The sequence below is a fragment of the Nonomuraea sp. NPDC005692 genome, assembly GCF_040631115.1.
Lineage (GTDB): Bacteria > Actinomycetota > Actinomycetes > Streptosporangiales > Streptosporangiaceae > Nonomuraea.
The window spans coordinates 366,722-389,726 of the sequence record NZ_JBEXYU010000005.1; the positions used below are offsets into that span (position 1 = coordinate 366,722).

A 23,005-nucleotide genomic window follows, 5' to 3' on the forward strand; every position below is an offset into this window, starting at 1 on the left:
CTCACCTGATGCGGCCGTGGAGCAGCTCGACCAAAGTCTGGTGGGTCTGCTCGATCGGCCGCTCGGGGTAGAGGGCGCGGCGCTCGATGGCGACCGTCAGGACCATGCCGAACAGGGCGGTCGCCGCCGTCTCCACGTCGAGGTCGGCGCGGATCTCGCCGCTGGCCGCCGCCCTGCGCAGCACGCCCGCGTACACGCCGAGCGCGCTCTCGCGCAGCCGCGCCACCGCCTCCTGCCAGGCGGTGCGCCACATCTCGGCCAGCAGCACCCGGGCGAACGGGCCGTGCTCCTCGAAGAAGCGCAGCTGGCCGAGCACGACCGAGTCGAGGGCGGCCACACCGCTCTCGCCGGTGTCGGCGGCGGCCAGCGCGCCCGCCAGCCGCTCGATCGAGTGCTCCAGCAGCGCGGAGAACAGGCCCTCCTTGCTGCCGAAGTTGTAGAACACGGTGCCCTTGGCCACCCCGGCGCGCTCGGCGATCGCGTCGACCGTGGTGGCCGCGTAGCCCTGCTCGGCGATCAGCTCGACCGCCGCCGTGAACACCTTCGCCCGGGTGTCCTGCCTGCTCACAGCGACAGCTCGGGGTGCAGGCGCTTCATGGACCAGACGCGGCCGCGCTCCACCGCGAGGGTGGTCAGCGCGAGCCCGAGCACGAGGAATGCGGACAGCACGCCGCAAGCCTGCCACACCACGGTCAGATCGCCGCCACTGATCAGCCTGCGCAGCGCCGAGACGACCCAGCTCATCGGCAGCCACGGCGAGATCGTCTGGAAGAAGCCGGGCGAGGTCTCGATCGGGTACGTCCCCGCCGCCGAGGTGAGCTGGAGCATCAGCAGCGCCAGCCCCACCACCCGGCCGGGCGGCCCGAGCAGCGCGTTGACCGCCTGCACCACCGCCAGGAACGCGGCCCCCGCCAGCAGCAGCAGCCCGATCACCCCGAGCCAGTGCGCCGCCTCCAGGCCGAGCGCGAAGCGCAGCACCGCCGCCAGCACCCCGACCTGGGCCGCGCCCAGCGCCACCGCGGGCAGCCAGCCGGCCAGCGCGATGCGCACCGCGCCCTGGGTGCCGGCCAGCCGCCGCTGGTTCAGCGGCTTGAGCACCATGAAGGTGATCATCGCGCCCACCCACAACGCCAGCGGCAGGAAGAACGGCGCGAATCCGGTGCCGTAGTTGGGGACCTCGTTGTCGACCGTCTTGGCCAGCCGCACCGGGTCGCTCATCACGTCGGCGCGCGCGGCCCGCTGCCGGGCGTCGTAGTCGGGGATCTTCTCCGCGCCCTCGCCGAGCCCGCCCGCCAGGTCCTTCGAGCCCTTGGCGAGCTGGTCCATGCCCTTGTCCACCTGGCCCGCGCCGTCGTGCAGCCGGCCGACCCCGGTGCGCAGGGTGCTCGCGCCGTCGCTGAGCTTGACCAGCCCGCCGCCGAGCTGCCCGAGGCCGCTGGTGACCTGGGCCGAGCCGTCGTGCAGCTTGGTCGCGCCCTGGTAGAGGGTGCCCGCGCCGGTGCCGGCCTTGGCCAGGCTCGCGTCCACGGTCGCCGCGCCCGCGGCCAGCTTGGCCAGGCCGTCGTCCAGGGCGTTCACCTGGGTCCTGACCTGGTCGACCTTGGGGCCGATCTGCGGGGCCACGGCCGCGATCTTCCTGGCGTTCCTGGCCAGCTCGCGGGCCTGGGCGGACAGGGCGGAGGCGCCGCCCGTGCCGCCCGTGCCGCCCGTGCCGCCGGTGCCCGCCGAGCCGGCCTGCTCGGCGGCGCGTTCGGCGGCGTTGGCCGCGCTGCGCAGCAGGGAGCGCACCTCGGGGTCGGCGTCCGCGCCGAGGCGGTCGAGCGCGGCCTGGGCCTGGGAGGCGGCCTCGCGGGCGCTGCCCGCCGCGCGGGTCGCGCCGGCGCCCGTGCCGGAGCCGTCCGCCAGCCGGTCGGCGGCGTCGGCCACCTGCTCGGCGGCGTCGGCGACCTTCGGGCCCCACTCGTTCAGCACCGGCACGTACTTGTCGGCGAGCTGGTTGACCGCGCGCGTCTGGGTGTGGACCTGGTCGGCCGCCTTCCTGGTGCCCTTCCGCAGCTCGGAGGTCCCTTCGCTGCGCAGCTTGCGCAGGCCGTCGCGCAGCTCGCCGATGGCCTGCTGCGCCTTGCCGATGCCGCCGGTGACCTGGGCCGAGCCGTCCCGCAGCTTGCCGGTGGCGGTGTTGGCGCTGTTCAGGCCGACGGAGAGCTGCTGGGCGCCGTTCTCGGCGGTGCCGAGGCCGGAGTTGAGCCGGGAGACGCCGTCGCCGGCCTTGACCGCGCCGTCGTGCAGCTTGCCGGCGCCGTCGGCGGCCTCGGTGGTGGCGTCGTGGATGTCGCCGATCGAGACGAAGACCTTGTCGAAGTAGTCGTGGATGGCCGTGCGCTCGGCGGCGGCGCGCACCTCGTTGAAGACCGCGTCGGAGATGCTGCCGACGATGTAGCTGCGGCCGGTGTCCACGCGCAGGCCGAGCTGGGCGGGGGTGGGGGTCGTCGTGTCGTCGGACGGGGAGGCCAGGCGGGCGCTGAAGTCGGCGGGCACGGTGAGCGACAGGTAGTAGCTGCCGTCGGCGACCCCGTCGGCCGCCTGCCGGGGCGTGGCCTCGTGCCAGGCGAACGTCCTGCGCTCGCGCAGCTCGTCGGCCAGGTCCTGGCCCGCGTGCAGGGTCTTGCCGTCGACCGTGGCCGGGCGGTCCTCCATGACCAGCGCGACGGGGACCCGGTCGAGGTTGCCCTGGGGGTCCCAGAACGACCACAGGTACAGTCCGGCGTACAGCAGCGGCAGCACGATCACCGCCGCCAGCGCAGCCCGGGTCAACCGGGACCGCAGCATGCCCTTCATCACAGCTCCACGAGGTGGTCGTAGCGGGCGGGCGGGCGCACGCAGGTCGCGACCACGGCCGTGCCGAGGTCGGCGCCGAGGTCGCGCAGGAGGTCCCAGAGCTCCCGTACGCGGTCGTCGGGCAGGCCCGCGTCCACGTTGTCGGCGAGGATCACCGCGGGCTCGTCCAGCAGGGCCAGGGCGACGCCGAGGCGCACCTGCTGCTCGCGGTCCAGCTCGCTCACCGGCGTCGTGTCCGGCGCCGCGAGCCCCGCCCGCTTCAGAACTTCCTGGTACGGCCTGCGCCTGCGCTCCCGCAGGTGCTCCTTGACCGTCAGCGCTCTGTCGAGATCCGTCACGCCGTCCACCAGCGCGAGCGCCGCCGCCTTGCGGATGGCCCGCGGCCTGGTGTGCCCGGCGACGGAGAGCGTGCCCGTCGTCGGCTTCATCCGCCCGGCCAGCGTGAGCAGCAGGCTCGTACGCCCGCTGCCCGCCGGCCCGGCGACCGCCGTGAGCGTCCCGGGGCCCGCCTTCAGCGAGACCGCCGGGTACACCCCCTCGATCGACAAGCCCTCCGCGACGATCACCACAACCCCATCTCTTGAACTGACTGGTCAGTACAAAAGATTACCTCGTGATGCGGTGCGTCACACTGTGAGATACGCCTCGAACCGCTCGGCCAGCTCCTTCGGGCGCGAGAGCATGACCATGTGACTGCCCCCGATCTCGTCGGGCATGACACCGAGCCGTTCCCGCACCACCCGCCGCATGAACTCGGGCGGGAAGAACCGGTCGTCCCGGCAGAGCAGGAACCTCGTCGGCACGTCGGGCCATGCCGCGCCCGGCCACGGCTCGACGGACGACTTCTCCGCCTGCGGACGCCCCCGCGACAACTCCTCCTCCGCCAGCTCCTCCGGGACGTCGTGCATGTACTGGGCGATCGTGTCCAGGTCGTCGGCGCCCTTGTACCCGGTGTTGGCCCACCAGTCGCCCGGCGGCTCGCCCGGGACCGGGATCATGGCCGTGACCAGCACGAGCAGCTTGACGGGCAGCCGGTCGCAGACCAGCGGGCCGACGAAGCCGCCCCACGAGTGGGCCACCACGACCAGCTCGTCCGCCTCGCCGACGGCCCGCGCCACCGTGTCGGCGTAGTCGGCCAGGCCGGCCGACTCGTCCTCGATCGGCAGGTCGACGGCCACCGTGCGGTGGCCCCGGGCGCGCAGCTCGGCCTCGACCAGGTGCCAGTCCCAGGCGGAGCTGCCGCCGCCGTGGATCAGCGCGAACGTCGCCATCCGCCTCACCCCCGCGCCGTCGCGCCGGAAACGCCCCGCGGTGCCTCGCTCATGGCTCTTGCTCCCATCGTCGGTGTCCCTGAAGTCGGTGCTTCTGGACGCAGTATGGCGAGCGCCTGAGACAGAAAAATCTCGCAACTTTTATTGCGCAATTTTCCTTTCGCATCTAGCGTGGAGGTATGGCAAGCCACGATCGGCCCCGCGTCCAGGACGTCGGCACGCTCAAGGCGCTGGCGCACCCGCTGCGCATGAAGCTGTACCGCGCGCTCAAGGTCGCCGAGCTCGCGACGGCCTCGCAGCTCGCCGAGCAGGTGGACGAGGCGGTCTCCCTGGTCAGCTACCACCTGCGCAAGCTGGCCTCGCACGGCCTCATCGAGGAGACGGAGGGCGGCCGGGGCGACGCGCGGGAGCGCTGGTGGCGGACGTCGGCGGAGAGCTTCTCCACCCGCAACTCCGACTTCCGCGACAGCCCCGAGGGCGTCGTGGTCCACCAGACCCTGTCCCGCCTGCACGCCCGCCAGCTCGCCGAGATGTACGACGGCTACCTCGACGCGCAGTGGGCCTGGAGCGAGGCCTGGCAGGACTCGTCCTTCGGGTCGGAGTTCCTGCTGTCGCTGACCGCGCGGGAGTTGCGCGACCTCAGGCAGGAGATCGACGACGTGGTCGTGAAGTGGACGGCCCGCGGCAAGGCGGCCGGCGAGGCGGGTGACACCGAGGGCCGCGAGAACGTGGCCGTGCACTTGTACGGGTTCCCGTTCACGACGTGAGGAGAGCAGGATGAATCCCGACTTATACCTACTTGTCGAGCGAGTACGCGGGCAGGAGCTGCGCGCCGCCGCCCAGGCCCCCCGCCGGACAAGCCGAACAGGCCGAACAGGCCGGACAGACCGGACTCGCCCGGGGACGGTCGCCCGCGCCTGGGAACGGCGGCTGGGCTGGGCCCTGGTGGAGACCGGCCTGCGCCTGGTCTGCCGCGGCACGACCAGGCCCCGCCGCCTGGCGGACCACCACGCCTGACCCGCGCCGCCGGGCGTTCTGATCAGGCCACGCCGCCGGGCGTCCTAAGCCGGAGCGGTGCCGTTCAAACCCTTCAGGACCGCGCGTTCGACCGGCGTCGGCGCGGTGCCGGTGAGGTCGAGCAGGCCGGTCGGCACCAGCGGCGGCTGCGCCATGAACCGCGGCACGCTCCCGTGATGCGGCTGGGCCGAGTGGATCAGGAACGGATGGCACAGGAAGACGTCGCCGGGGGAGCCGGTGACGGTGACCTCCCGGCGCCCCTCGCTGAGCGGCACGGCCTCCCCGCACAGCGGGAACCATTCACGCCCTTCGTCCCCGGAGTCGGCGAGCAGGGCGGGCACGTCCAGATGTGAGCCGACGCGTACCCGGGTGGGAGCGTCGTCGGGGCCGACCTCGGAGAACAGGAACAGCATGAGGAGGGCCCGGCCGCGCGAGCGCAGGTTCACCCGGTACTCGCCGGCGTCACCGGCGAAGCTCGCCTCCAGATGCCAGCCGTCATCGCCGGGCTCCTTGTCGCTGGGGAAACGCAGCGGGAAGGTGCCGAGGCCCATGGGCGCGGTCCATCGCCCGGCGCCCACGAGCTGGTCGTAGGCCTCGTGCAGCTCCTGCGTGTTGGCCGCCGCGCGGAAGGACGGGGTCGCGATCCAGCCCAGCCGCACGACCGGCTCGGTCCAGCTCGACGGGTCGTCCGGATCGCAGCCGCTGGCCGCCCACAGCTCGGCCCGGCACTGCTCGGCCGTCTCCCGGGGAACCGCGCCGGGAAGCCGGACGAACCCGTCCTCCACGAACGACTCGACCTGCTCGTCGGTCAACATGCGCAGCCCTTCCTGACGGATTCCGGAACGTCGTGCAGTCTGACGAACGACGGCCAGGAAGGGCAACGCAATTTCCGCCCGGGGCGCAGCGGCGAGGGGGCCTACAGGGTGAGGGTCAGACGCCGAGTGCCGACGGCAGGCTCAGCTCCTGGAGGAACAGCGCCTCGGCGGTGGCCACCCGGCGCAGCTCGTCGAGGTCGACCCGCTCGTTGGGAGCGTGGATGGCGGCGTCCTCGTCCTCGGCGCCGAACAGCAGGATCTCGGCCGCCGGGTACTGCTTGAGCAGCGTGTTCACCAGCGGGATCGACCCGCCCGCGCCCACGTCGCGCGGCGGGCGGCCGAACGCGCGCTCCATCGCCCGGTTGAGCGCCGCCCGCGCCTTGCCGCCGGAGTCGGCCTGGAAGCCGGACCCGACGGTGAAGTCGTCGAACGACACCTGCACGCCCCACGGCGCCACCTGGCGCAAGAACTCCACCACGGCGTTGACCGTGGTCTTCGGGTCGCCGGACGGAGGCACCCGGACGGTCACCCGGGCCCGCGCCGCCGGCTGGACCGCGTTCACGGCGCCCGACACGCTCGGCACGTCGAGGCCCGTGACGGTGATGGCGTACGAGGCCCACAGCCGGTCGGCCAGCGAGCCGGAGCCGACCAGCGAGACGCCGTCCGCCACGCCGGCGGTCTTCCTGAACTCCTCCTCCGAGGGCCCCTGGCCGAGGAAGCTGCCGCGCGGCAGGCCGGGCACCCGGATGTCGCCGTTCTCGTCGTGCAGCGCGGTCAGCATGCGCATCAGGGCGGCCAGCGCGTCGGGGGCGGCGCCGCCGAACGAGCCGCTGTGCAGGGCCTCGCGCAGCGTGCGCACCTCGATGGTGAAGGCCGCCATGCCGCGCAGCGACGTCGTGACCGCCGGGTCGCCGACGCGCGGGTTGCCGGTGTCGGCGACCACGATGGCGTCGGCCCGCAGCAGCTCGGGGTTGCGCTCGACGAAGGCCTCCAGGCGCTCGCCCGCGTACTCCTCCTGGCCCTCGATGATGACCTTGATGCCCACGGGGAACCGGCCCTGGAAGGCGCGCAGCGCGGCGATGTGGGAGATGATGCCCGACTTGTCGTCGGCGCAGCCGCGGCCGTACAGCTTGCCGTCGATCAGGGTGGGCTCGAACGGCGGCGTGCGCCAGGCGGCCAGGTCGCCGGCCGGCTGCACGTCGTAGTGCGCGTACAGCAGGACGGTGGGCGCGCCGGGAGGGGCGGGGGCCTCACCGTAGATCGCGGGGAAGCTGCCTTCGACCGCGACCTGCTGGACGTGCGGCAGGCCCGCCGAGCGCACGAGCTCCTCCGTCACCGCCGCGGCGGCGAGAACCGGCTCCTCAGGGTGCCCGGGGAAGGCCACGGAGGGGATGGCGGCGAGCCGCTTGAGCTCCTCGATGGCTCGGGGCATCGCGGCGGCGACGGCGCTCTCGATCTGGTCAGGAGTCACGGGACGGTCCCCCGGGGGTCGTTCTGGGCAGTTTGGTCTCATTGGATCACAGAAGGTTCCACAGTATGGAAACAGGCATGACCCGCGCGTTAATCTACCTGCGGATTTCGTTGCTGTTACACAACGGTTCTGCGGATCTCGATTTTCTTGCATAGTGCTGCGACCGATTCGCTTGGCAAACCGCAGGTGAAGATGCACACTGTGGAGAGTTCGACACGAGGGAAGATAACCATGACGCAGCCGGAAAACGACGTCCTGAAGGCCGCGCAGGACAACCTGTGGTTGCACTTCACGAGGCACAGCGCCTACCAGGAGAACGAGATCCCGACCATCGTGCGCGGTGAGGGGTCCTATATCTACGACATCCACGGCAAGCGTTACCTCGACGGCCTGGCCGGGCTGTTCGTGGTCCAGGTCGGGCACGGGCGGGGCGAGCTGGCCGAGGCCGCCGCCAAGCAGGCGCAGGAGCTGGCCTTCTTCCCGTTGTGGTCCTACTCGCACCCCAAGGCGGCCGAGCTGGCCGCCCGCCTGGCCGAGCAGGCGCCGGGCGAGCTGAACCGGGTCTTCTTCACCACCGGCGGCGGCGAGGCCGTCGAGACCGCGTGGAAGCTGGCCAAGCAGTACTACAAGCTCGTCGGCAAGCCGCTCAAGCACAAGGTCATCAGCCGCCAGATCGCCTACCACGGCACCCCGCAGGGCGCCCTGTCGATCACCGGCATCCCGGCGTTCAAGCAGATGTTCGAGCCTCTCGTGCCCGGCTCGGTGCGCGTTCCGAACACGAACTACTACCGCGCCGACGAAATCAGTGGCATCCCCGGCATGTCGCCGGAGGAATACGGCATCTGGGCGGCCGACCGCGTGGCCCGCGCCATCGAGATGGAGGGCCCCGACACGGTGGCCGCCGTCTTCGCCGAGCCCGTCCAGAACGCCGGCGGCTGCTTCCCGCCGCCCCCCGGCTACTTCCAGCGCCTGCGCGAGATCTGCGACGAGTACGACGTGCTGCTCGTCTCCGACGAGGTCATCTGCGCCTTCGGCCGCCTCGGCACCATGTTCGGCGGCCAGAAGTTCGACTACGTGCCCGACATCATCACCTGTGCCAAGGGCCTGACCAGCGGCTACTCGCCCATCGGCGCCATGATCGCGCACGAGCGGCTGTTCGAGCCCTTCAAGCAGGGCGACAACATGTTCGCCCACGGCTACACCTTCGGCGGCCACCCCGTGTCGGCCGCCGTGGCCCTCGCCAACCTCGACATCTTCGAGCGCGAGGACCTGCTCGGCCACGTCACCAAGAACGAGCCCCTCTTCCAGGCCGCCCTCGACGACCTGCGCGACCTGCCGATCGTCGGCGACGTGCGGGGCTCGGGCTACTTCTGGGGCATCGAGCTGGTCAAGGACAAGGCCACCAAGGAGACGTTCAACGCCGAGGAGTCCGAGCGGTTGCTGCGCGGATTCCTGTCCAAGGCGCTGTTCGACGCCGGACTCTACTGCCGGGCGGACGACCGCGGTGACCCCGTGATCCAGCTCGCGCCCCCGCTGATCGCGGGGCAGAGGGAGTTCGACGAGATCGGATCCATCCTGCGGGGTGTGCTCTCGGAAGCGTGGGCGCGCCTCTAACACCCTCCCCACCCGGTACGACGAAGTGCCGGTCTCCGAAAGGATCCCTACGATGAAGATCGGCGTCCCTGCCGAGGTCAAGAACCACGAATACCGTGTGGCGGTCACCCCCGCCGGTGTTCACGAGCTGGTGCGGAACGGTCACGACGTCACCGTCCAGCGGGGTGCCGGCCTCGGCTCACACATCACCGACGAGGAGTACCTCGCCGCGGGCGCGAAGATCCTCGACAACGCCGACGCCGTCTGGGCCGGGGCGGACATGGTCCTGAAGGTCAAGGAGCCCATCGCCGAGGAGTACCACCGCCTGCGCGAGGGTTTGATCCTGTTCACCTACCTGCACCTGGCCGCCTCCCGTCCGTGCACCGACGCCCTGCTCGCCGCCAGGACGACCGGCATCGCGTACGAGACCGTGCAGGTGGGCCACACGCTGCCGCTGCTGGCCCCGATGTCGGAGGTCGCGGGCCGGCTCGCGCCGCAGGTGGGCGCCTACAACCTCATGCGCTTCAACGGCGGCCGGGGCGTGCTGCCCGGCGGGGTGCCCGGCGTGGCCCCGGCCAAGGTCGTCGTCATCGGCGGCGGCGTCTCGGGCCTCAACGCGGCCCAGATCGCCGTCGGCATGGGCGCGGACGTGACCGTGCTCGACACCAACATCGACCGGCTCCGCCAGATCGACGCCATCTACCAGGGCCGCCTCAAGACCCTCGTGTCCACCTCGTACGCGATCGAGCGCGAGGTCCTGCAGGCCGACCTGGTCATCGGCGCGGTGCTGATCCCGGGGGCCAAGGCCCCGACGCTGGTCTCCAACGACCTGGTCGCACGGATGAAGCCGGGCTCGGTGCTCGTGGACATCGCCATCGACCAGGGCGGCTGCTTCGAGGACTCGCGGCCGACCACGCACGCCGAGCCGACGTACACGGTGCACGGGTCGATCTTCTACTGCGTGGCCAACATGCCCGGCTCGGTGGCCAACACCTCCACCTACGCCCTGACCAACGCGACGCTCCCGTACGCGGTCAAGCTGGCCAACCTGGGCTGGCGCGACGCGCTGAAGGCCGACCAGGGCCTCGCGGGCGGTCTGAACACCCATGACGGCCTGCTCACCAACGAGCCGGTCGCCCAGGCGCTGGGGCTGGCGTACACGCCGGTCGCCGACGTTCTCTGATTCTCTCGCGGGGGCGCGGCCGGCGGTCGCGCCCCTAACACACTCCCAGGCGGCGCCGCAGGTCGCGGGCGGTGGCGAGGACGTGCTGGATCTCGCCCGTGCCCGGCCACGGCGCGCTGCCGGGGCGCAGCAGCGTGCCGCGCACCGACGCCAGGTGCTCGACCGCGCTGCGGTGCACCCCGCTCCGCTCCACCAGCCAGCCGATCACGTCGGAGTGGTCGTGCAGCGGCCTGGTCACCAGGTCCCAGGTGCCCAGCACCTCCGTCAGGTCGGGCACCGACAGCGGCACGCCGCCCCTGCGGCCGGTGGCCGCCGCCGCCAGCTCCGCGCGAGCGGCCAGCTCGGGCTCGGCGGTGCGCGCCCACGCCTGCGGCGGCGGGTCGGCCAGCCACTCCTCGGCCTCGCCCAGCTCGCCGGCGACCGTCAGCAGCCCGCCCAGCTCGACCGCCGCGCCGTGGTGGCCCGCCTGCGCCGCCTGGCGGAACCAGTGGCGGCCGCCGGCCAGGTCGCCGAACTCGGCGATCAGCAGCAGGCCGTAGTTGAAGGCGGACTCGGCGTCGCCGCCCGCCGCCGCCCTGCCGAACCAGTGGCTGGCGGCCGGGGTGTCGCCGAGCTCCACGCAGACGAACCCGGCCATGCGCTGGTCCTCCAGCCGTCCGGCCGCGGCCGCCCGCTCGTACCAGGCGCGGGCCGTACGCAGGTCGCCGCGGGACAGGGCGATGGCGCCGAGCCGGGAGGCGGCGCCCGGGTGCTCGTTCTTGGCGGCCAGCCGGTAGTAGGCCTCGGCGCCCTCGGGGTCGCGGCTGGCGTGCAGGTAGAGGCCCATGCAGTGGGCGGAGTCGGCGTGGCCGCCCCTGGCGGCGTACTCCCACCAGCGCACGGTCTCCTCGTCCTCGCCGGCGGAGTAGGCCAGGAAGCCGAGGTCGTGGGCCGAGGCCATGTCGCCCTCGTCGGCCGCCCTGCGGTGCCACTCGCGGGCCACGCCGGTCTCGCCGGTGTCCTCGCACAGCAGCGCCAGCCTCCGGGCCGCGGCGCGCGACCCGGCCAGGGCCGAGCGTTCGAACCAGGCCCTCGCGGCGCCGGCGTCGCCGCGCTGTTCGAGCAGGAGCGTGGCCAGGTTGGCGGCGGCCTCCGCGTCGCCGGTGGACGCGGCGGTCTCGTACCAGATGACCGCCTCCTCCAGGCTGCCGTGCTTCTCGTGCCAGACGCCCAGGTTGTAGGCACTGTCGACGTTGCCGCCCGCGGCCGCCAGCTCCCACCAGAGCCGGGCCGCCGCGCGGTCGCCGCGCTGGGCGTAGAGCTTGCCGAGCCGGTGGGCCGCCTGGGCGTCGCCCTGCTGCGCGGCCACCAGCAACTCCGGCTCGTCACCCACCCGTGGCGCCGGAACGGCCGGCGTCGCCACCTCTCCCTGCCACCAGGCCATGGCGACAGAGTGGCACGTGATCATACGATCGCGAACCGTAATCGCCGACAACGGCCCTAGGAGAACCTGATGAACCCGGAATACATCCCCATCCCGCACACGTAACGCAGCGAGCCGGGACGGTGGGGCGGCAGCCGTACGGTGGCGGGCAGGGCCACGTCGCGCCCGTCGATGGTGACGGTGCCCGTGCAACCCGGATCGACCAGTTTGAAGATGACCTCGACCGGTACGTTCGCCGGAACGGACACGGCGGCGGGCCGGTAGCCCTCACGGGTGGCATAGACCGTGACGGTCCGGGCGGCGGGCCCCGCGGCGGCCGGCGCGGCCTCCCTCGTCCAGCCGCCCAGGTTGAGACCGGCCACGACGGTCCAGAGCCCGGCGCCGACGGCGACGACCCCCGCGAACCTGGCCAGCCGGGTGCGGGAGATCCGCCGCAGCACGTAGCCGAGCAGCGCGAACGCCGGCGCCGTGCCGACCACGAACCCCGCCATGGCCGCCGCGCCCGACAGCGGCGAGCCGCTGGAGACGGCGAGCATCTCCATGCCGATCGTCACCCCGCAGGGCACGAGGACGGTGGCCGCCCCCAGCAGCGGCGCCTTGTAGCCGGACGGCCGGACGGGCTCGGCGCACGCGTGCCCCCCGCCGCGCATGAGCCGGATCGCGAACACGATCACGGCGCAGCCGGCCGCGACCAGGAGCACGGCCCGCGCCCGCGGCGGCAGGCCGACCGCCGAGCCGAGCAGCCCGAGCAGCGCCCCCACCAGCGTGTACGCGGCCAGCCGGCCGGCCAGGAACCAGGCCACCAGCGCCGGGTCGCGGCCGGGACGGTGGCCGACCAGGCCCACGAGCAGCCCTCCCTGGGCGGCCGTGCACGAGGCGGTGCCCGCCACCAGCCCGGCTGCCACGCCCCCGGCGAACAGGGTGACGGACTCCACGCTCAGCCCTCCCCGCTCGCTCGCGATGCTTTCGGGGGAAACGTAACGCGGCAGGCTGGATGCGGCCAGTGACAGTTCTTGTACCCTAAGTGATGTTTAGGTGGTTGCGCCCTTGAGCACGGACATCTTCTCGAAGAACTCGTCGTCGCCCAGCTCGCCGCGGGCGTACCGCTCGGCCAGGATCTGCTCCGCCGACGCGGTGGGCCGGTCGGGGACGGGCGCCGGGCGACGCCCCCACCAGCCCTTGCGGCGGGCCGTGACGGCGAGTGCGATGAGCGCGACCCAGAACAGGCCCCAGAAGACCGGGAAGACCGGCCAGAAATGCGGATGCATGACTTCCTCCTTCGTCCTGCCTCCAGGGTCCGCCTTCCGGCGGCGCGGCGAATCGCCCGCCGGGAGCCGCCGCCGCTGCGCCTGGGGGAGTGCTCAGGCGGCCCCGGCGTACGCCTGAGGCGGTAGCGCGCCGGCGCGTCTCGTCATCCGAAGGACGGGTGCGCGCCGGGCCGCCGGGCCTCGATGAGGAACCTGGACGAATGGGCGACGAACGGGCCCTCGGCCTCGATGAGCTCGTGCAGCTCGCGCAGCCTGTCGCCGTAGCGGCCGACCGAGAAGCCCGGCACGATCCAGATGACCTTGCGCAGGAAGTAGATCACCGCGCCGATGTCGCGGAACTCCATCCGCAGCCGCTCGGCCCGCAGGTCGACCACCTCCAGCCCGGCCGCCTCCGCCTCCGCCACGGCCTGCCGCGGGTCGCGGGCCGAGCCGTCCTGCGGGCCCATGAAGAACTCGGTCAGCTCGAACACGCTGCGCGGGCCGACCTGCTGCGAGAAGTACGCGCCCCCGGGACGCAGCACCCGGGCGATCTCCGCCCACCAGGTCGCCACCGGATGGCGGCTGACCACCAGGTCGAAGACGCCGTCGCGGAACGGCAGGCGCGGCTCGTCGTCGTCGGCCACCACCTGCGCCCCGCGCGGGCGCAGCCGGGCGGCGGCCAGCGCCAGATTGGGCGGCCACGACTCGGTCGCCACCGTCACCTTCGGCAACGTGGGCAGCCCGGCCAGGATCTCGCCGCCGCCGGTCTGGACGTCGAGCGCCGCCTGCGCCGCCGCCATCCGCCCGGCCAGCAGGCGGGAGTAGCCCCACGAGGGCCGTTCCTCGGTGGCCCGGCCCTCCAGCCAGGAGAAGTCCCAGCCGGCCACGGACACCGTGTCGGCCTCTTCGACCAGGTCATCGTATGTACGCCGCATCCTTCGACCATGTCAGCGCCCCGGCCGCGGGTTCAACCGGATTTCTCCCCGTGTCGCCGATCAGGCGACGCGGGCGCGGACGGCCGCGCGGTCGATCCCGAGCTGGTCGATCAGCCGGGCCACCGGGTCGTGGCGGTCCCGCTCCAGGAGGGCGAGCAGGAGGTGGCGGGGCGCCTGCGGCCTGGTCTTCCGCCGGGTGGCCCCGATGGCGGCGTTGACCACCGCGCGGGCGCTCGACGTGAGCGCGGTGCCGGGGACCGGCGGGTGCCGGCGGGGCGTCGCGCGCGGGGCCTGGCCGAGGTCGAGGCCGATCGAGCGCAGCGCCTCGCGGTCGAGCTCGTCGAGCGCGGCGCGCGCCCCGGCCAGGTCCACGCCGAGCGCCCGCGCCGGCTCGGCGGCGGGATCGTGCAGCAGGCCGAGCAGCAGGTGCTCGGTGCCGAGCCGGCGGTCGCCGCGCTGCCTGGCCTCGTCGAGCGCCGCGCTGACGACGGCCGCGAAGGGGCTCTTCTCCTTGCCGAACATGGCGATCCTCACTTCCCGTATCTGGCGTGCACGGACTGCCGCGACATGCCGAGCGCGTCGCCGATCTGTTCCCAGGTCCAGCCCTGCTCCCTGGCCGCCGCCACCGACGCCGCCTCGACCTGCTCGGCCAGCCGGTGCAGCGCGCCCACCGCCCGCAGGCCCAGGGCGGGGTCGTTCGACCTGATGCGTTGAGACAGCTCTTCCATGTCCACGTTGTCAGGCTAGATTGACAGCGACGATTTTGTCAATCTAGCCTGACAGGCATGGACGACGTGATGATCGTGGGAGCGGGCCCGGTCGGGCTCATGCTCGCGGGCGAGCTGGCGCTGGCCGGCTTACGCCCGGTCGTGCTGGACAAACGCCCGGAACCGAGCGAGCTGCCCAAGGCCAACGGGCTCGCCGGGCAGATCGTGGAACTGCTCGGCCACCGCGGCCTGCTCGGCCTCCTCGCCGAGGGCAGCGGCTTCGCCGGCCCCGCCCCGGGGTTCCCGTTCGGGCAGGTGCCGCTGCGGTTCGCCGGGCACGACGACATGCCGCTGCGGCTGCTGCTGATCCAGCAGCCCCGGCTGGAACGGCTGCTGGCCGAGCGGGCCGCACGGCTCGGGGCCGAGATCAGGCGCGGCCACGAGGTCCTCGGGCTGGCCCAGGACGAGGAGGGCGTCACGCTGGAGCTGTCCACCGGCCGGGCCCGCGCCCGGTACGTCGTCGGCTGCGACGGCGGGCACAGCACCGTCCGCGCCCTGGCGGGCATCGGCTTCCCCGGCACCACCGACGACGAGGTGCTGCGGCTCGGCCACTTCGCCCGGGACGGGCAGGGCCCGTTCGAGGCGCCGCGGGTCGAGGGCCTGGAACCCGGCTGGAACCGCACCCCGGCCGGCCGCCTGCTGCTCACCTCGCTGCGACCCGGCGTGCTCATCGCGGGCGTGCGCGAGCGCGGCACGCTGCCCGGCGGCCCGGTGACCCCGGACGACTTCCACGCGGCCGTACGCCGGGTGATCGGGCGGGACCTGCCGCTGGGCGAGCCGATCTGGCTGTCCGGCACGGTCGCGCAGGCCAGGCTCGCCGAGCGTTACCGGGCCGGGCGGGTGTTCCTGGCCGGGGACGCCGCCCACCTGTTCCCGGCGGGCGGGTCGGCGCTCAACGTCGGCCTGACGGAGGCGGCCAACCTGGCCTGGAAGCTGGCCGCCGTGCTGCTCGGACGGGTGCCCGCCGGGCTGCTCGACACCTACGAGGAGGAGCGCCGTCCGGTGGCCGCGCGGGCGCTCGCCCAGACCCGCGCCCAGGCGGCGCTGGAACGGGCCCCAGGCGAGGACGGCGACGCCCTGCGCGCGCTGCTCGGCGAGCTGTTCGCCCACGAGCAGCCGCTGCGCCGGCTCGCCGCGCTCCTGCACGGCTCCGACACCCGCTACCCGCCCGCGCGGGGGCTGGAGCACCCGCATCCGCTCGCCGGCCGGTTCCTCCCCGACCTGGAGCTGAGCACGGCGGCGGGGGAACAGCGGGTGGCCGGGCTGCTGCGGGCCGGCAGGCCGGTGCTGCTCGACCTCCGCGACAGGCCGGACCCGGCGCCGCCCGGCGACCCCGGCGACGGGCCGGACCCGGCGCTGCCCGAAGGCGGCTGGATCGACGTGGTGCGGGCGCGGTGCGCCGAGCCGCCCGCCGACGTGCTGCTCGTCCGCCCCGACGGGTACGTGGCCTGGGCCGGGACCGGCGGCCTGGCCGAGGCGGCGCGGGCGTGGTTCGGCGCGGGGCCGTCCGCCCTCAGAGCCACCCCGGCTTGACCAGGCCGGACTCGTAGGCGATGACCACGAGCTGGGCGCGGTCGCGGGCGTGCAGCTTCATCATGGCCCGGCTGACGTGGGTCTTGGCCGTGGCCGGCGACATGAACAGCTTGGCGGCGATCTCGTCGTTGGTCATGCCCGTGCCGACCAGGGAGAGCACTTCGCGCTCGCGTTCGGTGAGCTGGTCGAGGCCCTGGGTGGCGACCGGCTCCTTGGCGCGCGAGGCGTACTCGGCGATCAGCCGCCGGGTCACGCTCGGCGACAGCAGCGCCTCGCCCGCCGCCACCACCCGCACGGCCTGGATGAGCTCGGCCGGCTCGGTGTCCTTGACCAGGAAGCCGGACGCGCCGCCGCGCAGCGCCTCGAAGACGTACTCGTCCAGCTCGAAGGTGGTCAGGATGATGATGTGCGGGCCGGGCGGCATCAGGCGGGTGGCGGTCAGGCCGTCGGTGCCGGGCATGCGGATGTCCATCAGCACGACGTCCGGGGCGTGCTCGCCGGCCAGGCGCACCGCCTCCGCGCCGTCGGCCGCCTCGGCCACCACGGTCATGTCGGGCTGGGCGTCCAGCAGGGCCTTGAAGCCCGCGCGGACCAGTGCCTGGTCGTCGGCGAGCAACACCTTGATCACGTTGGGTTCTCCTCGGGTAGGGGCAGACGGGCCTCGACCTGGAAGCCGCCGTCCGACGGGCCGGCGACGAGCGTGCCGCCCAGGGCGGAGGCGCGCTCGCGCATGCCGGGGATGCCGTTGCCGCTGCCTTCCTCCGACAGCACGGCGGGCTTGGTCGCCCCCGTGTCGGCGACCACGATGACCAGCTCCGCGGCGCCGTACTCCAGGCGCACCGACACCCGCGAGCCGGGCGCGTGGCGGGCGGCGTTGGTGAGCGACTCCTGCACGATCCGGTACGCGGCCCGCTCGACCTGCGGCGGCAGCGGCCGCGACCCCACCCGCCTGAGCGAGACCTCCATCCCCGAACGCTGGACGAGGTCGTCGAGCCGGTCGAGCCCGGCCGTCGGGGAGCGCGGGGCGCCCTCGCGCAGCACGTTGAGCACCGAGCGCATCTCGCCCAGCACCTCCTTGGACGCCGTCTTGATCGTGGCCAGGGCGGAGCGGGCCTGCTCGGGGTTGGCGTCGATGAGGTGCAGCGCGGTGCTGGCCTGCACGTGGATGAGCGAGATGTTGTGCGCGAGCACGTCGTGCAGCTCCTGGGCCATGGTCAGGCGCTCCTCGCTGGCCTGCCGCCTGGCCTCCTCCTCGAGGATGCGCTCGCGCTCGGCCCGGCGTTCCCTGACGATCCTGACCAGCTCGGCCACGACCATGAACAGCATGATGAACGCGAGGATCGACAGGCTGTGGAACAGGTCGCGGTTGCCCACCCACCAGGCGTAGCTGAGCAGCGAGGTCACCGTCATGGTCGCCATCGTCCAGGCCATCAGCCGTCTGCCCCCTGTGACCAGGAGGAACAGCAGGACGCCGGGGCTGAGGAAGGCGGGGCCGTAGGCGTAGCCGCCGATGAGGAACAGGTCCATCGCGGCGAGCGCGACGGAGACCGTCAGCAGCGGGAACCGCCTGCGGAAGAGGATGGCCAGCGGCCCGACCAGCAGCAACGCGTACGCGTACGGGTCGAGCTGCTCCCTGAGGAGACGCTGGCCCCACGTCGCGCCCTGGGCGATCACCAACTGGGCGACCGCCACGATCAGGGCGAGATAAGGGTCGAAACCGGACTTCGTGCGCACGCCACCACGCTAGGCCACCGGCGGCGCGCACGACATCATCCCCTTGTCCGAGGGGGCCCTACCACGACGGGCGTAGCTGGGTCATCGTGGACACCATGCGCCGTGTGATCTTCTCCGCAGCAGCAGTCCTCATCTCACTCCTGCCCGCCGCGCCCGCGTCGGCGGGCCCCCAGCAGAAAGCCCCGGTCGCCGAGGGGTACGGAGGCGCCGTCGCCACCGTCGACCTCGACGCCAGCAAGGCCGCGATCTCCGTGCTGAGACGCGGCGGCAACGCCGTCGACGCGGCCGTGGCCGCCGGAGCCGTGCTCGGGGTGACCGAGCCGTACTCGGCCGGCCTGACCGGCGGCGGCTTCATGGTGTTGTACGACGCCAGGCAGCGCAAGGTCGTCACCATCGACGGCCGCGAGACCGCCCCGCGCGCGATGACCGCCACCAGCTTCGAGGGCATCCCGTTCGACGAGGGCGTCACCAGCGGCCTGTCGGCGGGCGTGCCCGGCACGCTGGCGCACTGGGACCTGGCCCTGCGCCGGTTCGGCACGCTCTCGCTCGGCCAGGCGCTCCAGCCCGCCATCGAGGTGGCCTCCCGCGGCTTCGTCGTGGACCAGACGTTCCACGACCAGACGGCCGCGAACGCCGGCCGCTTCAAGGACATCACCTCGACGGCCCGCCTCTACCTCCCGAACGGCGCCCCGCCGCCGGTCGGCTCGGTGTTCCGGAACCCGGAGCTGGCGAACACGTACCGGGAACTGGCCCGGCGCGGCCCCGGCTGGCTGTACGGCGGCCGGCTCGGCGCGGAGATCGTGGCCACCGTGAAGAAGCCGCCGGTCACCCCGGGCAGCACCCGCAACGTCAGGCCCGGCCTGATGGAGCTGTCGGACCTGCGGGACTACCGCGCCCTCCTGCGCGAGCCCACCAAGATCTCCTACAACGGCATGGACGTCTACGGCATGGCCCCGCCGTCCTCGGGCGGTTCGACCGTCGGCGAGGCGCTCAACATCCTGGAAGCCCTGCCCAGGGTGGGCCTGCACGAGTACCTGGAGGCGTCCAGGCTGGCCTTCGCCGACCGCAACGCCTACGTCGGCGACATCCCGGGCGTGCCGCTGCGCGAGCTGCTGTCCGACGGGTTCGCCAAGGAGCGCGCCTGCCTGATCGGTGACAGGGCCCTGACCAGCCCGGTCGCCCCGGGCAGCCCCGACGGCACGTACGGCGCCTGCACCACCCCGACCGGCAGCGCGACCCCGATCGCGGACGAGGGCCCGGAGACCACGCACATGGTCGTCGCCGACCGCTGGGGCAACGTGGTCGCCTACAACCTCACCATCGAGTCGACCGGCGGCAACGGCATCGTGGTGCCGGGCCGCGGCGTGCTGCTCAACAACGAGCTGACCGACTTCACCTTCGGCCCCGCCCCCGGCGACCCCAACCTGCCCGGCCCCGGCAAGCGGCCGCGCTCGTCGATGGCGCCCACGCTGGTGTTCGACCACGGCAGGCCGGTGCTGGCCGCGGGCTCGCCGGGCGGCTCGACGATCATCACGACCGTGCTGCAGATCCTGGTCAACCGGTACGAATTCGGCATGAGCCTCCCCGATGCCCTCGCCGCGCCGCGGGCCACGCAGCGCAACACCGCCCAGACGCAGGCCGAGCAGGCGTTCCTCGACAAGTACCGGGCCGAGCTGGAGGCCAAGGGGCACGGCTTCGTGCTGAACCCCGAGATCGGCGCGGCCACGGCGCTGGAACTGCGCGGCCACGGCCTGGTCCAGGCCGTCGCCGAGCCCGTACGGCGAGGCGGCGGCAGCGCCCTGGTCGTGAACCCGCGCTGAGCGCGCACGGCGGCGGCCCCCTCGTGGGCCGCCGCCACTCGCCGGCTTGACTCCGGCATGAGGGAATGTTTGCCCAGGTCACAGGGTTGTAACGGGCATCGCGACGCGCCATGCCGCCGGGCGGGAACCGCCGGCCGCAGCTCGTCAGCCGCCGTCGCGGCATCCCGACAGACACCCGTGGGCGGCTCCGGCCTGCCCCCAGGAGGAACCCTGTGAAGCCGAACGCCAAGAAGCTGTACGCGAGCGCCCTGCTGGCCGCCACCGCCGCCGTGTCGGGCCTCGGCCTGACGTCCGCCCCCGCCCACGCCGACGGCCTCACCTACGGCCAGGACGTCTCCCACTACCAGCCGGACCACGACTGGGCCGCCAGCGGCGCCGCGTTCGGCATCGTCAAGGCCACCGAGGGCGCCACCCGCGTGGACGCCTCCTTCGCCCGCCACTGGGCCGACCTGGGCGCGAAGGGCAAGGTGCGGGGCGCCTACCACTACGGGCACCCGTCGAACGACCCGATCGCCGAGGCCGACCACTTCCTGTCCGTGGTCGACCGGCAGCCGGCCGCCAGGGGCGACCTGCTCGCGCTCGACCTGGAGACGACCGACGGCCGGTCGGTGACCGAGGTCAACGCCTGGGCCAAGAAGTGGCTGGCGCACGTCCAGGCCAGGACCGGCGTCACGCCGCTGTTCTACAGCGGCTGGAACTTCGCCGACGAGTACGGCCACGGCCTCCAGCGGTACCCGCTGTGGGTGGCCCGCTACGGCAAGGGCCCCGGCCAGGTGACCGCCCCCGCCGACTGGAAGACCTGGACCATCCACCAGTACGCCGACGCGCCGGTGGACCAGAACGTCTCCGCGCTCACCCCCGTCCAGCTCAAGGCGCTGGGCCGCAGGTGACCCGCCGTCCTCAGTAGATGAGCTCGTACGCCTCCGGCCGCACCTTGCGCGTACGGGCCCAGTACTCGAAGGTGAAGCCCGGCCAGATCGTCCGGTTCACTCCGTGCTCGTCCAGATACCAGGAGCGGCAGCCGCCCGCGTTCCACACGAGCGGGTCCAGGCGCGCGTGCAGCCGGCGGTTGAAGGCGTCCTGGGCGTCCTTCCTGACGTCCAGCGCCCTGGCCTGGCTTCTGGAGAGCAGGCGCAGGCACTCGATGACGTAGCGGACCTGCGACTCGATCATGAAGACGACCGAGTTGTGCCCGAGGCCGGTGTTCGGGCCGAGCAGGAAGAACAGGTTCGGGAAGCCCGCGGTGGTGATGCCGTGGTAGGTCTCTATGCCGTGCTGCCAGGCGTCCTGGATCTTCAGGCCGTTCCGGCCGGTGATGCGCTGGTCCTGGAGGGCCTCCACGACCTTGAAGCCGGTGCCGTAGACGATCACGTCGGCCTCGTGCTCCTCGCCGGTCGTGGTCACGATCGAGCGGGGCCGGATCTCGGCGATGCCGTCGGTGACGAGGGTGACGTCCGGCCTGGTCAGGGCCGGGTAGTAGTCGCTGGAGACGAGCACGCGCTTGCAGCCGATGGTGTAGTCGGGCGTCAGCCTGCGGCGCAGGGCGGGGTCGGGCACCTGCGCCGCCAGGTGCTTGAGCGCCAGCAGCTCGTGCGCCTTCATCAGGCGCGGGTGCACCGCGAAGCCGAGCGCCCGGCTCTCCAGCGCCCAGTAGACGGCCCCGCGCAGGGCCCGCGCCATGCCGGGCAGGGCCAGGACGCGCCGGGCGGCGGGGGAGAAGGCGAAGTCGGGCTTGGGATGGATCCACGGCGGCGTGCGCTGGAAGACGGTCAGCTCGCGCACCCGGGGGGCGAGCTGGGGGACGAACTGGACGGCGGACGCGCCGGTGCCGACGACGGCGACGCGTTTGCCGGTCAGGTCGACCGAGTGGTCCCATTCGGCGGAGTGGAAGGAGGGGCCGGCGAAGGATTCCCTCCCCACAATTTCCGGAAATTTCGGGATATGGAGGGCGCCGATGCCGGAAACGATGGCGTTCGTCCGCATGGTTGCGCCGTCGTCCGTGGTGACCGTCCAGTTCCGGCGGTCGTCGTCGTACTCCAGGGACGTGACGTGCTTGTTGTAGCGGATGTGGGGGGTTACTCCGTACTTGTCCGCGCAGGTGCGTACGTAGTCCCAGATCTCGCCCTGCGGGGCGAACATCCGCGACCAGCCGGGGTTCAGCTCGTACGAGTAGGAGTACATGTGCGACGGCACGTCGCACGCGCACCCGGGGTAGGTGTTGTCCCGCCAGGTGCCACCGAGGTCGGCGGCCTTCTCCAGGATCACGAAGTCGTGGTAGCCCGCCTCCTTGAGCTTGATCGCCATGCCGATCCCGGCGAAGCCGGTGCCGATGATCACCAATCCTGGCTCAGCCACTGAACCTCCTGAACTCCGCGTGGGCGGGCGAGCCGGCGATGTAGTCCAGCGCCTGGCGCAGGTCGCCCTCCTGGCTCGGATGGAAGCCGGGCCGCAGGTACCGCGGCGCGGCCAGGGCCAGGCAGCGCAGCGTGGGCACGCGGCCCTGCCTCGACCGGTGGAGGACGTGCGTCCACTTGGCGGTGATGCGTCCGGCGACGAGCGGATCGTTGGCCATGAGGAAGCGGGCGCCCCGGTGGAGCAGCCACACGAGCAGCGGCCCGGCCAGCGCCATCGTCCGCACGCGGCGGGCGTAGCCGCCGTCGAGGTGGGCGAACACGTCGAAGGCCACCTCGCGGTGCTCGACCTCCTCCGCGCCGTGCCAGCGCAGCAGGTCCATCATCACCGGGTCGGCGCCGGCCGCGTCCAGCGGGCGGGCGTCGAGGATCCATTGGCCCAGCACGGCCGTGTAGTGCTCGATCGCGGCGATCATCGCCAGCCGTTCCCGCAGCCAGGACGCCCTGGCCGCCGGTGGCGCCGTCCCGTCGCCCAGCAGCCGCCCGAACAGCCACTCGACGTTGTCCACGTACGGCGCCGGGTCGAGGCCCTGCTCCTTCAGATGGTCGAGGACGTGCTGGTGGGCGACCGCGTGGGTGCCCTCCTGTCCCATGAACCCCTTGACCCGCTCTTTGAGCCCTTCGTCGGCGATGAGCGGAAGCGCCTGCTTGAAGACGTGCACGAACCAGCGTTCCCCGGCGGGTAGCAGCAGGTGCAGGGCGTTGAGGGCGTGCGTGCTCGTAGGGTCGCCGGGCACCCAGTGCAGCGGCGTGCTCTCCCAGGAGAAACGCACCCGGCGCGGCTTGATGTCCGCTGTATTGGACATGTTGTCCAATGTAGTCAGTCGTCAGCCGCCGGTCCAGTCCGGATGAAACCCGTCACACCGACTGGCCGGTATGTCCGGCTTGTGCGGAGACGGCAAAGACCCGCCACGGCGTCGGGGCGGGTGGGGTGACCGTATGCGGTT

23 protein-coding genes are annotated in these 23,005 nt (G+C 72.8%); 7 read left to right on the plus strand and 16 right to left on the minus strand.

Translation table 11 applies throughout. The features are described 5' to 3' along the window. Position 1: 1 nt before the first annotated feature. From ABZ459_RS14710 to ABZ459_RS14725, 4 genes are read right to left on the minus strand one after another with little or no spacing between them, the layout of a single operon-like run. Complete coding sequence (locus tag ABZ459_RS14710) at positions 2 to 568, minus strand: TetR/AcrR family transcriptional regulator (protein ID WP_352349411.1); 567 nt, start codon at positions 566 to 568, stop codon at positions 2 to 4. After that, positions 565 to 2,838, minus strand: coding sequence for a YhgE/Pip domain-containing protein (locus tag ABZ459_RS14715; RefSeq protein ID WP_357970435.1), 2,274 nt, complete (start codon positions 2,836 to 2,838; stop codon positions 565 to 567). Before ABZ459_RS14715 ends, ABZ459_RS14710 begins: the two co-directional genes overlap by 4 nt. Next, a complete protein-coding gene (locus ABZ459_RS14720) occupies positions 2,838 to 3,404 on the minus strand; it encodes an ATP-binding cassette domain-containing protein (RefSeq protein ID WP_357970438.1) in 567 nt (188 codons plus the stop codon). Before ABZ459_RS14720 ends, ABZ459_RS14715 begins: the two co-directional genes overlap by 1 nt. Before the next feature lie 60 nt (positions 3,405 to 3,464). Beyond that, positions 3,465 to 4,109 carry an alpha/beta hydrolase gene (locus ABZ459_RS14725; protein WP_357970440.1) on the minus strand — a complete coding sequence of 215 codons (645 nt, stop codon included), beginning with the start codon at positions 4,107 to 4,109 and terminating at the stop codon, positions 3,465 to 3,467. A gap of 179 nt (positions 4,110 to 4,288) precedes the next feature. Here ABZ459_RS14725 and ABZ459_RS14730 point away from each other — a divergent pair, with 179 nt between their 5' ends. Together ABZ459_RS14730 and ABZ459_RS14735 are read left to right on the plus strand one after the other, a co-directional pair. Then, positions 4,289 to 4,876: a helix-turn-helix domain-containing protein gene (locus ABZ459_RS14730; protein WP_357970443.1), complete on the plus strand. Its 588-nt coding sequence runs from the start codon at positions 4,289 to 4,291 to the stop codon at positions 4,874 to 4,876. Between the two features lie 10 nt (positions 4,877 to 4,886). Next, the gene (locus tag ABZ459_RS14735; RefSeq protein WP_357970446.1) at positions 4,887 to 5,126 is read left to right on the plus strand and encodes a hypothetical protein; all 240 of its coding nucleotides are present in this window, start codon (positions 4,887 to 4,889) and stop codon (positions 5,124 to 5,126) included. 44 nt (positions 5,127 to 5,170) lie between these two features. Here ABZ459_RS14735 and ABZ459_RS14740 read toward each other — a convergent pair whose 3' ends face one another. Then, complete coding sequence (locus ABZ459_RS14740; RefSeq protein ID WP_357970449.1) at positions 5,171 to 5,941, minus strand: phytanoyl-CoA dioxygenase family protein; 771 nt, start codon at positions 5,939 to 5,941, stop codon at positions 5,171 to 5,173. Between the two features lie 115 nt (positions 5,942 to 6,056). Next, positions 6,057 to 7,412 (minus strand): dipeptidase, encoded by a 1,356-nt coding sequence (locus tag ABZ459_RS14745; RefSeq protein WP_357970452.1) that lies wholly within the window; start codon positions 7,410 to 7,412, stop codon positions 6,057 to 6,059. A gap of 231 nt (positions 7,413 to 7,643) precedes the next feature. Here ABZ459_RS14745 and ABZ459_RS14750 point away from each other — a divergent pair, with 231 nt between their 5' ends. Continuing rightward, complete coding sequence (locus ABZ459_RS14750; protein ID WP_357970454.1) at positions 7,644 to 9,026, plus strand: aspartate aminotransferase family protein; 1,383 nt, start codon at positions 7,644 to 7,646, stop codon at positions 9,024 to 9,026. Positions 9,027 to 9,078: 52 nt separating this feature from the next. Then, positions 9,079 to 10,188, plus strand: coding sequence for an alanine dehydrogenase (gene ald, locus ABZ459_RS14755; protein ID WP_357970457.1), 1,110 nt, complete (start codon positions 9,079 to 9,081; stop codon positions 10,186 to 10,188). 34 nt (positions 10,189 to 10,222) lie between these two features. On the opposite strand, the gene ABZ459_RS14760 is transcribed toward ald, so the two are convergent. The 6 genes from ABZ459_RS14760 to ABZ459_RS14785 form a co-directional block, all read right to left on the minus strand. After that, positions 10,223 to 11,611, minus strand: a complete 1,389-nt coding sequence (locus ABZ459_RS14760; RefSeq protein WP_357970459.1) for a tetratricopeptide repeat protein — start codon at positions 11,609 to 11,611, stop codon at positions 10,223 to 10,225. A gap of 56 nt (positions 11,612 to 11,667) precedes the next feature. After that, a complete protein-coding gene (locus ABZ459_RS14765) occupies positions 11,668 to 12,546 on the minus strand; it encodes a sulfite exporter TauE/SafE family protein (protein ID WP_357970462.1) in 879 nt (292 codons plus the stop codon). A 96-nt stretch (positions 12,547 to 12,642) separates the two neighbouring features. Beyond that, positions 12,643 to 12,879, minus strand: coding sequence for an SHOCT domain-containing protein (locus ABZ459_RS14770; protein ID WP_357970465.1), 237 nt, complete (start codon positions 12,877 to 12,879; stop codon positions 12,643 to 12,645). 143 nt (positions 12,880 to 13,022) lie between these two features. Continuing rightward, positions 13,023 to 13,793 carry a class I SAM-dependent methyltransferase gene (locus ABZ459_RS14775; RefSeq protein ID WP_357970467.1) on the minus strand — a complete coding sequence of 257 codons (771 nt, stop codon included), beginning with the start codon at positions 13,791 to 13,793 and terminating at the stop codon, positions 13,023 to 13,025. Between the two features lie 60 nt (positions 13,794 to 13,853). Further along, complete coding sequence (locus tag ABZ459_RS14780; RefSeq protein ID WP_357970469.1) at positions 13,854 to 14,315, minus strand: Clp protease N-terminal domain-containing protein; 462 nt, start codon at positions 14,313 to 14,315, stop codon at positions 13,854 to 13,856. An 8-nt stretch (positions 14,316 to 14,323) separates the two neighbouring features. Then, on the minus strand, positions 14,324 to 14,521 hold the full coding sequence (locus ABZ459_RS14785; protein WP_352326953.1) for a helix-turn-helix domain-containing protein: 198 nt from the start codon (positions 14,519 to 14,521) through the stop codon (positions 14,324 to 14,326). Between the two features lie 57 nt (positions 14,522 to 14,578). On the opposite strand from ABZ459_RS14785, the gene ABZ459_RS14790 reads away from it, so the two are divergent. Beyond that, a complete protein-coding gene (locus ABZ459_RS14790; RefSeq protein ID WP_357970472.1) occupies positions 14,579 to 16,093 on the plus strand; it encodes an FAD-dependent monooxygenase in 1,515 nt (504 codons plus the stop codon). On the opposite strand, the gene ABZ459_RS14795 is transcribed toward ABZ459_RS14790, so the two are convergent. Both ABZ459_RS14795 and ABZ459_RS14800 read right to left on the minus strand, forming a co-directional pair. Continuing rightward, entirely contained in the window at positions 16,074 to 16,721 is a 648-nt protein-coding gene (locus ABZ459_RS14795; RefSeq protein WP_352349443.1) for a response regulator transcription factor, read from the minus strand. The two genes, ABZ459_RS14790 and ABZ459_RS14795, sit on opposite strands and share 20 nt — an antisense overlap. After that, entirely contained in the window at positions 16,718 to 17,827 is a 1,110-nt protein-coding gene (locus tag ABZ459_RS14800) for a sensor histidine kinase (RefSeq protein WP_357970475.1), read from the minus strand. Before ABZ459_RS14800 ends, ABZ459_RS14795 begins: the two co-directional genes overlap by 4 nt. Before the next feature lie 95 nt (positions 17,828 to 17,922). Here ABZ459_RS14800 and ABZ459_RS14805 point away from each other — a divergent pair, with 95 nt between their 5' ends. Both ABZ459_RS14805 and ABZ459_RS14810 read left to right on the plus strand, forming a co-directional pair. Then, a complete protein-coding gene (locus ABZ459_RS14805) occupies positions 17,923 to 19,647 on the plus strand; it encodes a gamma-glutamyltransferase family protein (protein WP_357970478.1) in 1,725 nt (574 codons plus the stop codon). A gap of 212 nt (positions 19,648 to 19,859) precedes the next feature. After that, the gene (locus ABZ459_RS14810) at positions 19,860 to 20,537 is read left to right on the plus strand and encodes a GH25 family lysozyme (protein ID WP_357970481.1); all 678 of its coding nucleotides are present in this window, start codon (positions 19,860 to 19,862) and stop codon (positions 20,535 to 20,537) included. Positions 20,538 to 20,547: 10 nt separating this feature from the next. On the opposite strand, the gene ABZ459_RS14815 is transcribed toward ABZ459_RS14810, so the two are convergent. Continuing rightward, positions 20,548 to 22,002: an NAD(P)/FAD-dependent oxidoreductase gene (locus tag ABZ459_RS14815; protein ID WP_357970484.1), complete on the minus strand. Its 1,455-nt coding sequence runs from the start codon at positions 22,000 to 22,002 to the stop codon at positions 20,548 to 20,550. After that, complete coding sequence (locus ABZ459_RS14820; protein WP_357970487.1) at positions 21,995 to 22,864, minus strand: metal-dependent hydrolase; 870 nt, start codon at positions 22,862 to 22,864, stop codon at positions 21,995 to 21,997. The genes ABZ459_RS14815 and ABZ459_RS14820 overlap by 8 nt, the downstream gene beginning before the upstream one ends. Positions 22,865 to 23,005 lie beyond the last annotated feature (141 nt).

Excerpts from the sequence above, each read along its gene's own strand:
- ABZ459_RS14715 (WP_357970435.1), bottom strand. The coding sequence starts at position 2,838 with ATGAAGGGCATGCTGCGGTCCCGGTTGACCCGGGCTGCGCTGGCGGCG.
- ABZ459_RS14725 (WP_357970440.1), bottom strand. The coding sequence starts at position 4,109 with ATGGCGACGTTCGCGCTGATCCACGGCGGCGGCAGCTCCGCCTGGGAC.
- ABZ459_RS14730 (WP_357970443.1), top strand. The coding sequence starts at position 4,289 with ATGGCAAGCCACGATCGGCCCCGCGTCCAGGACGTCGGCACGCTCAAG.
- ABZ459_RS14735 (WP_357970446.1), top strand. The coding sequence starts at position 4,887 with ATGAATCCCGACTTATACCTACTTGTCGAGCGAGTACGCGGGCAGGAG.
- ABZ459_RS14740 (WP_357970449.1), bottom strand. The coding sequence starts at position 5,941 with ATGTTGACCGACGAGCAGGTCGAGTCGTTCGTGGAGGACGGGTTCGTC.
- ABZ459_RS14750 (WP_357970454.1), top strand. The coding sequence starts at position 7,644 with ATGACGCAGCCGGAAAACGACGTCCTGAAGGCCGCGCAGGACAACCTG.
- ald (WP_357970457.1), top strand. The coding sequence starts at position 9,079 with ATGAAGATCGGCGTCCCTGCCGAGGTCAAGAACCACGAATACCGTGTG.
- ABZ459_RS14760 (WP_357970459.1), bottom strand. The coding sequence starts at position 11,611 with ATGGCCTGGTGGCAGGGAGAGGTGGCGACGCCGGCCGTTCCGGCGCCA.
- ABZ459_RS14770 (WP_357970465.1), bottom strand. The coding sequence starts at position 12,879 with ATGCATCCGCATTTCTGGCCGGTCTTCCCGGTCTTCTGGGGCCTGTTC.
- ABZ459_RS14775 (WP_357970467.1), bottom strand. The coding sequence starts at position 13,793 with ATGCGGCGTACATACGATGACCTGGTCGAAGAGGCCGACACGGTGTCC.
- ABZ459_RS14780 (WP_357970469.1), bottom strand. The coding sequence starts at position 14,315 with ATGTTCGGCAAGGAGAAGAGCCCCTTCGCGGCCGTCGTCAGCGCGGCG.
- ABZ459_RS14785 (WP_352326953.1), bottom strand. The coding sequence starts at position 14,521 with ATGGAAGAGCTGTCTCAACGCATCAGGTCGAACGACCCCGCCCTGGGC.
- ABZ459_RS14790 (WP_357970472.1), top strand. The coding sequence starts at position 14,579 with ATGGACGACGTGATGATCGTGGGAGCGGGCCCGGTCGGGCTCATGCTC.
- ABZ459_RS14805 (WP_357970478.1), top strand. The coding sequence starts at position 17,923 with ATGCGCCGTGTGATCTTCTCCGCAGCAGCAGTCCTCATCTCACTCCTG.
- ABZ459_RS14820 (WP_357970487.1), bottom strand. The coding sequence starts at position 22,864 with ATGTCCAATACAGCGGACATCAAGCCGCGCCGGGTGCGTTTCTCCTGG.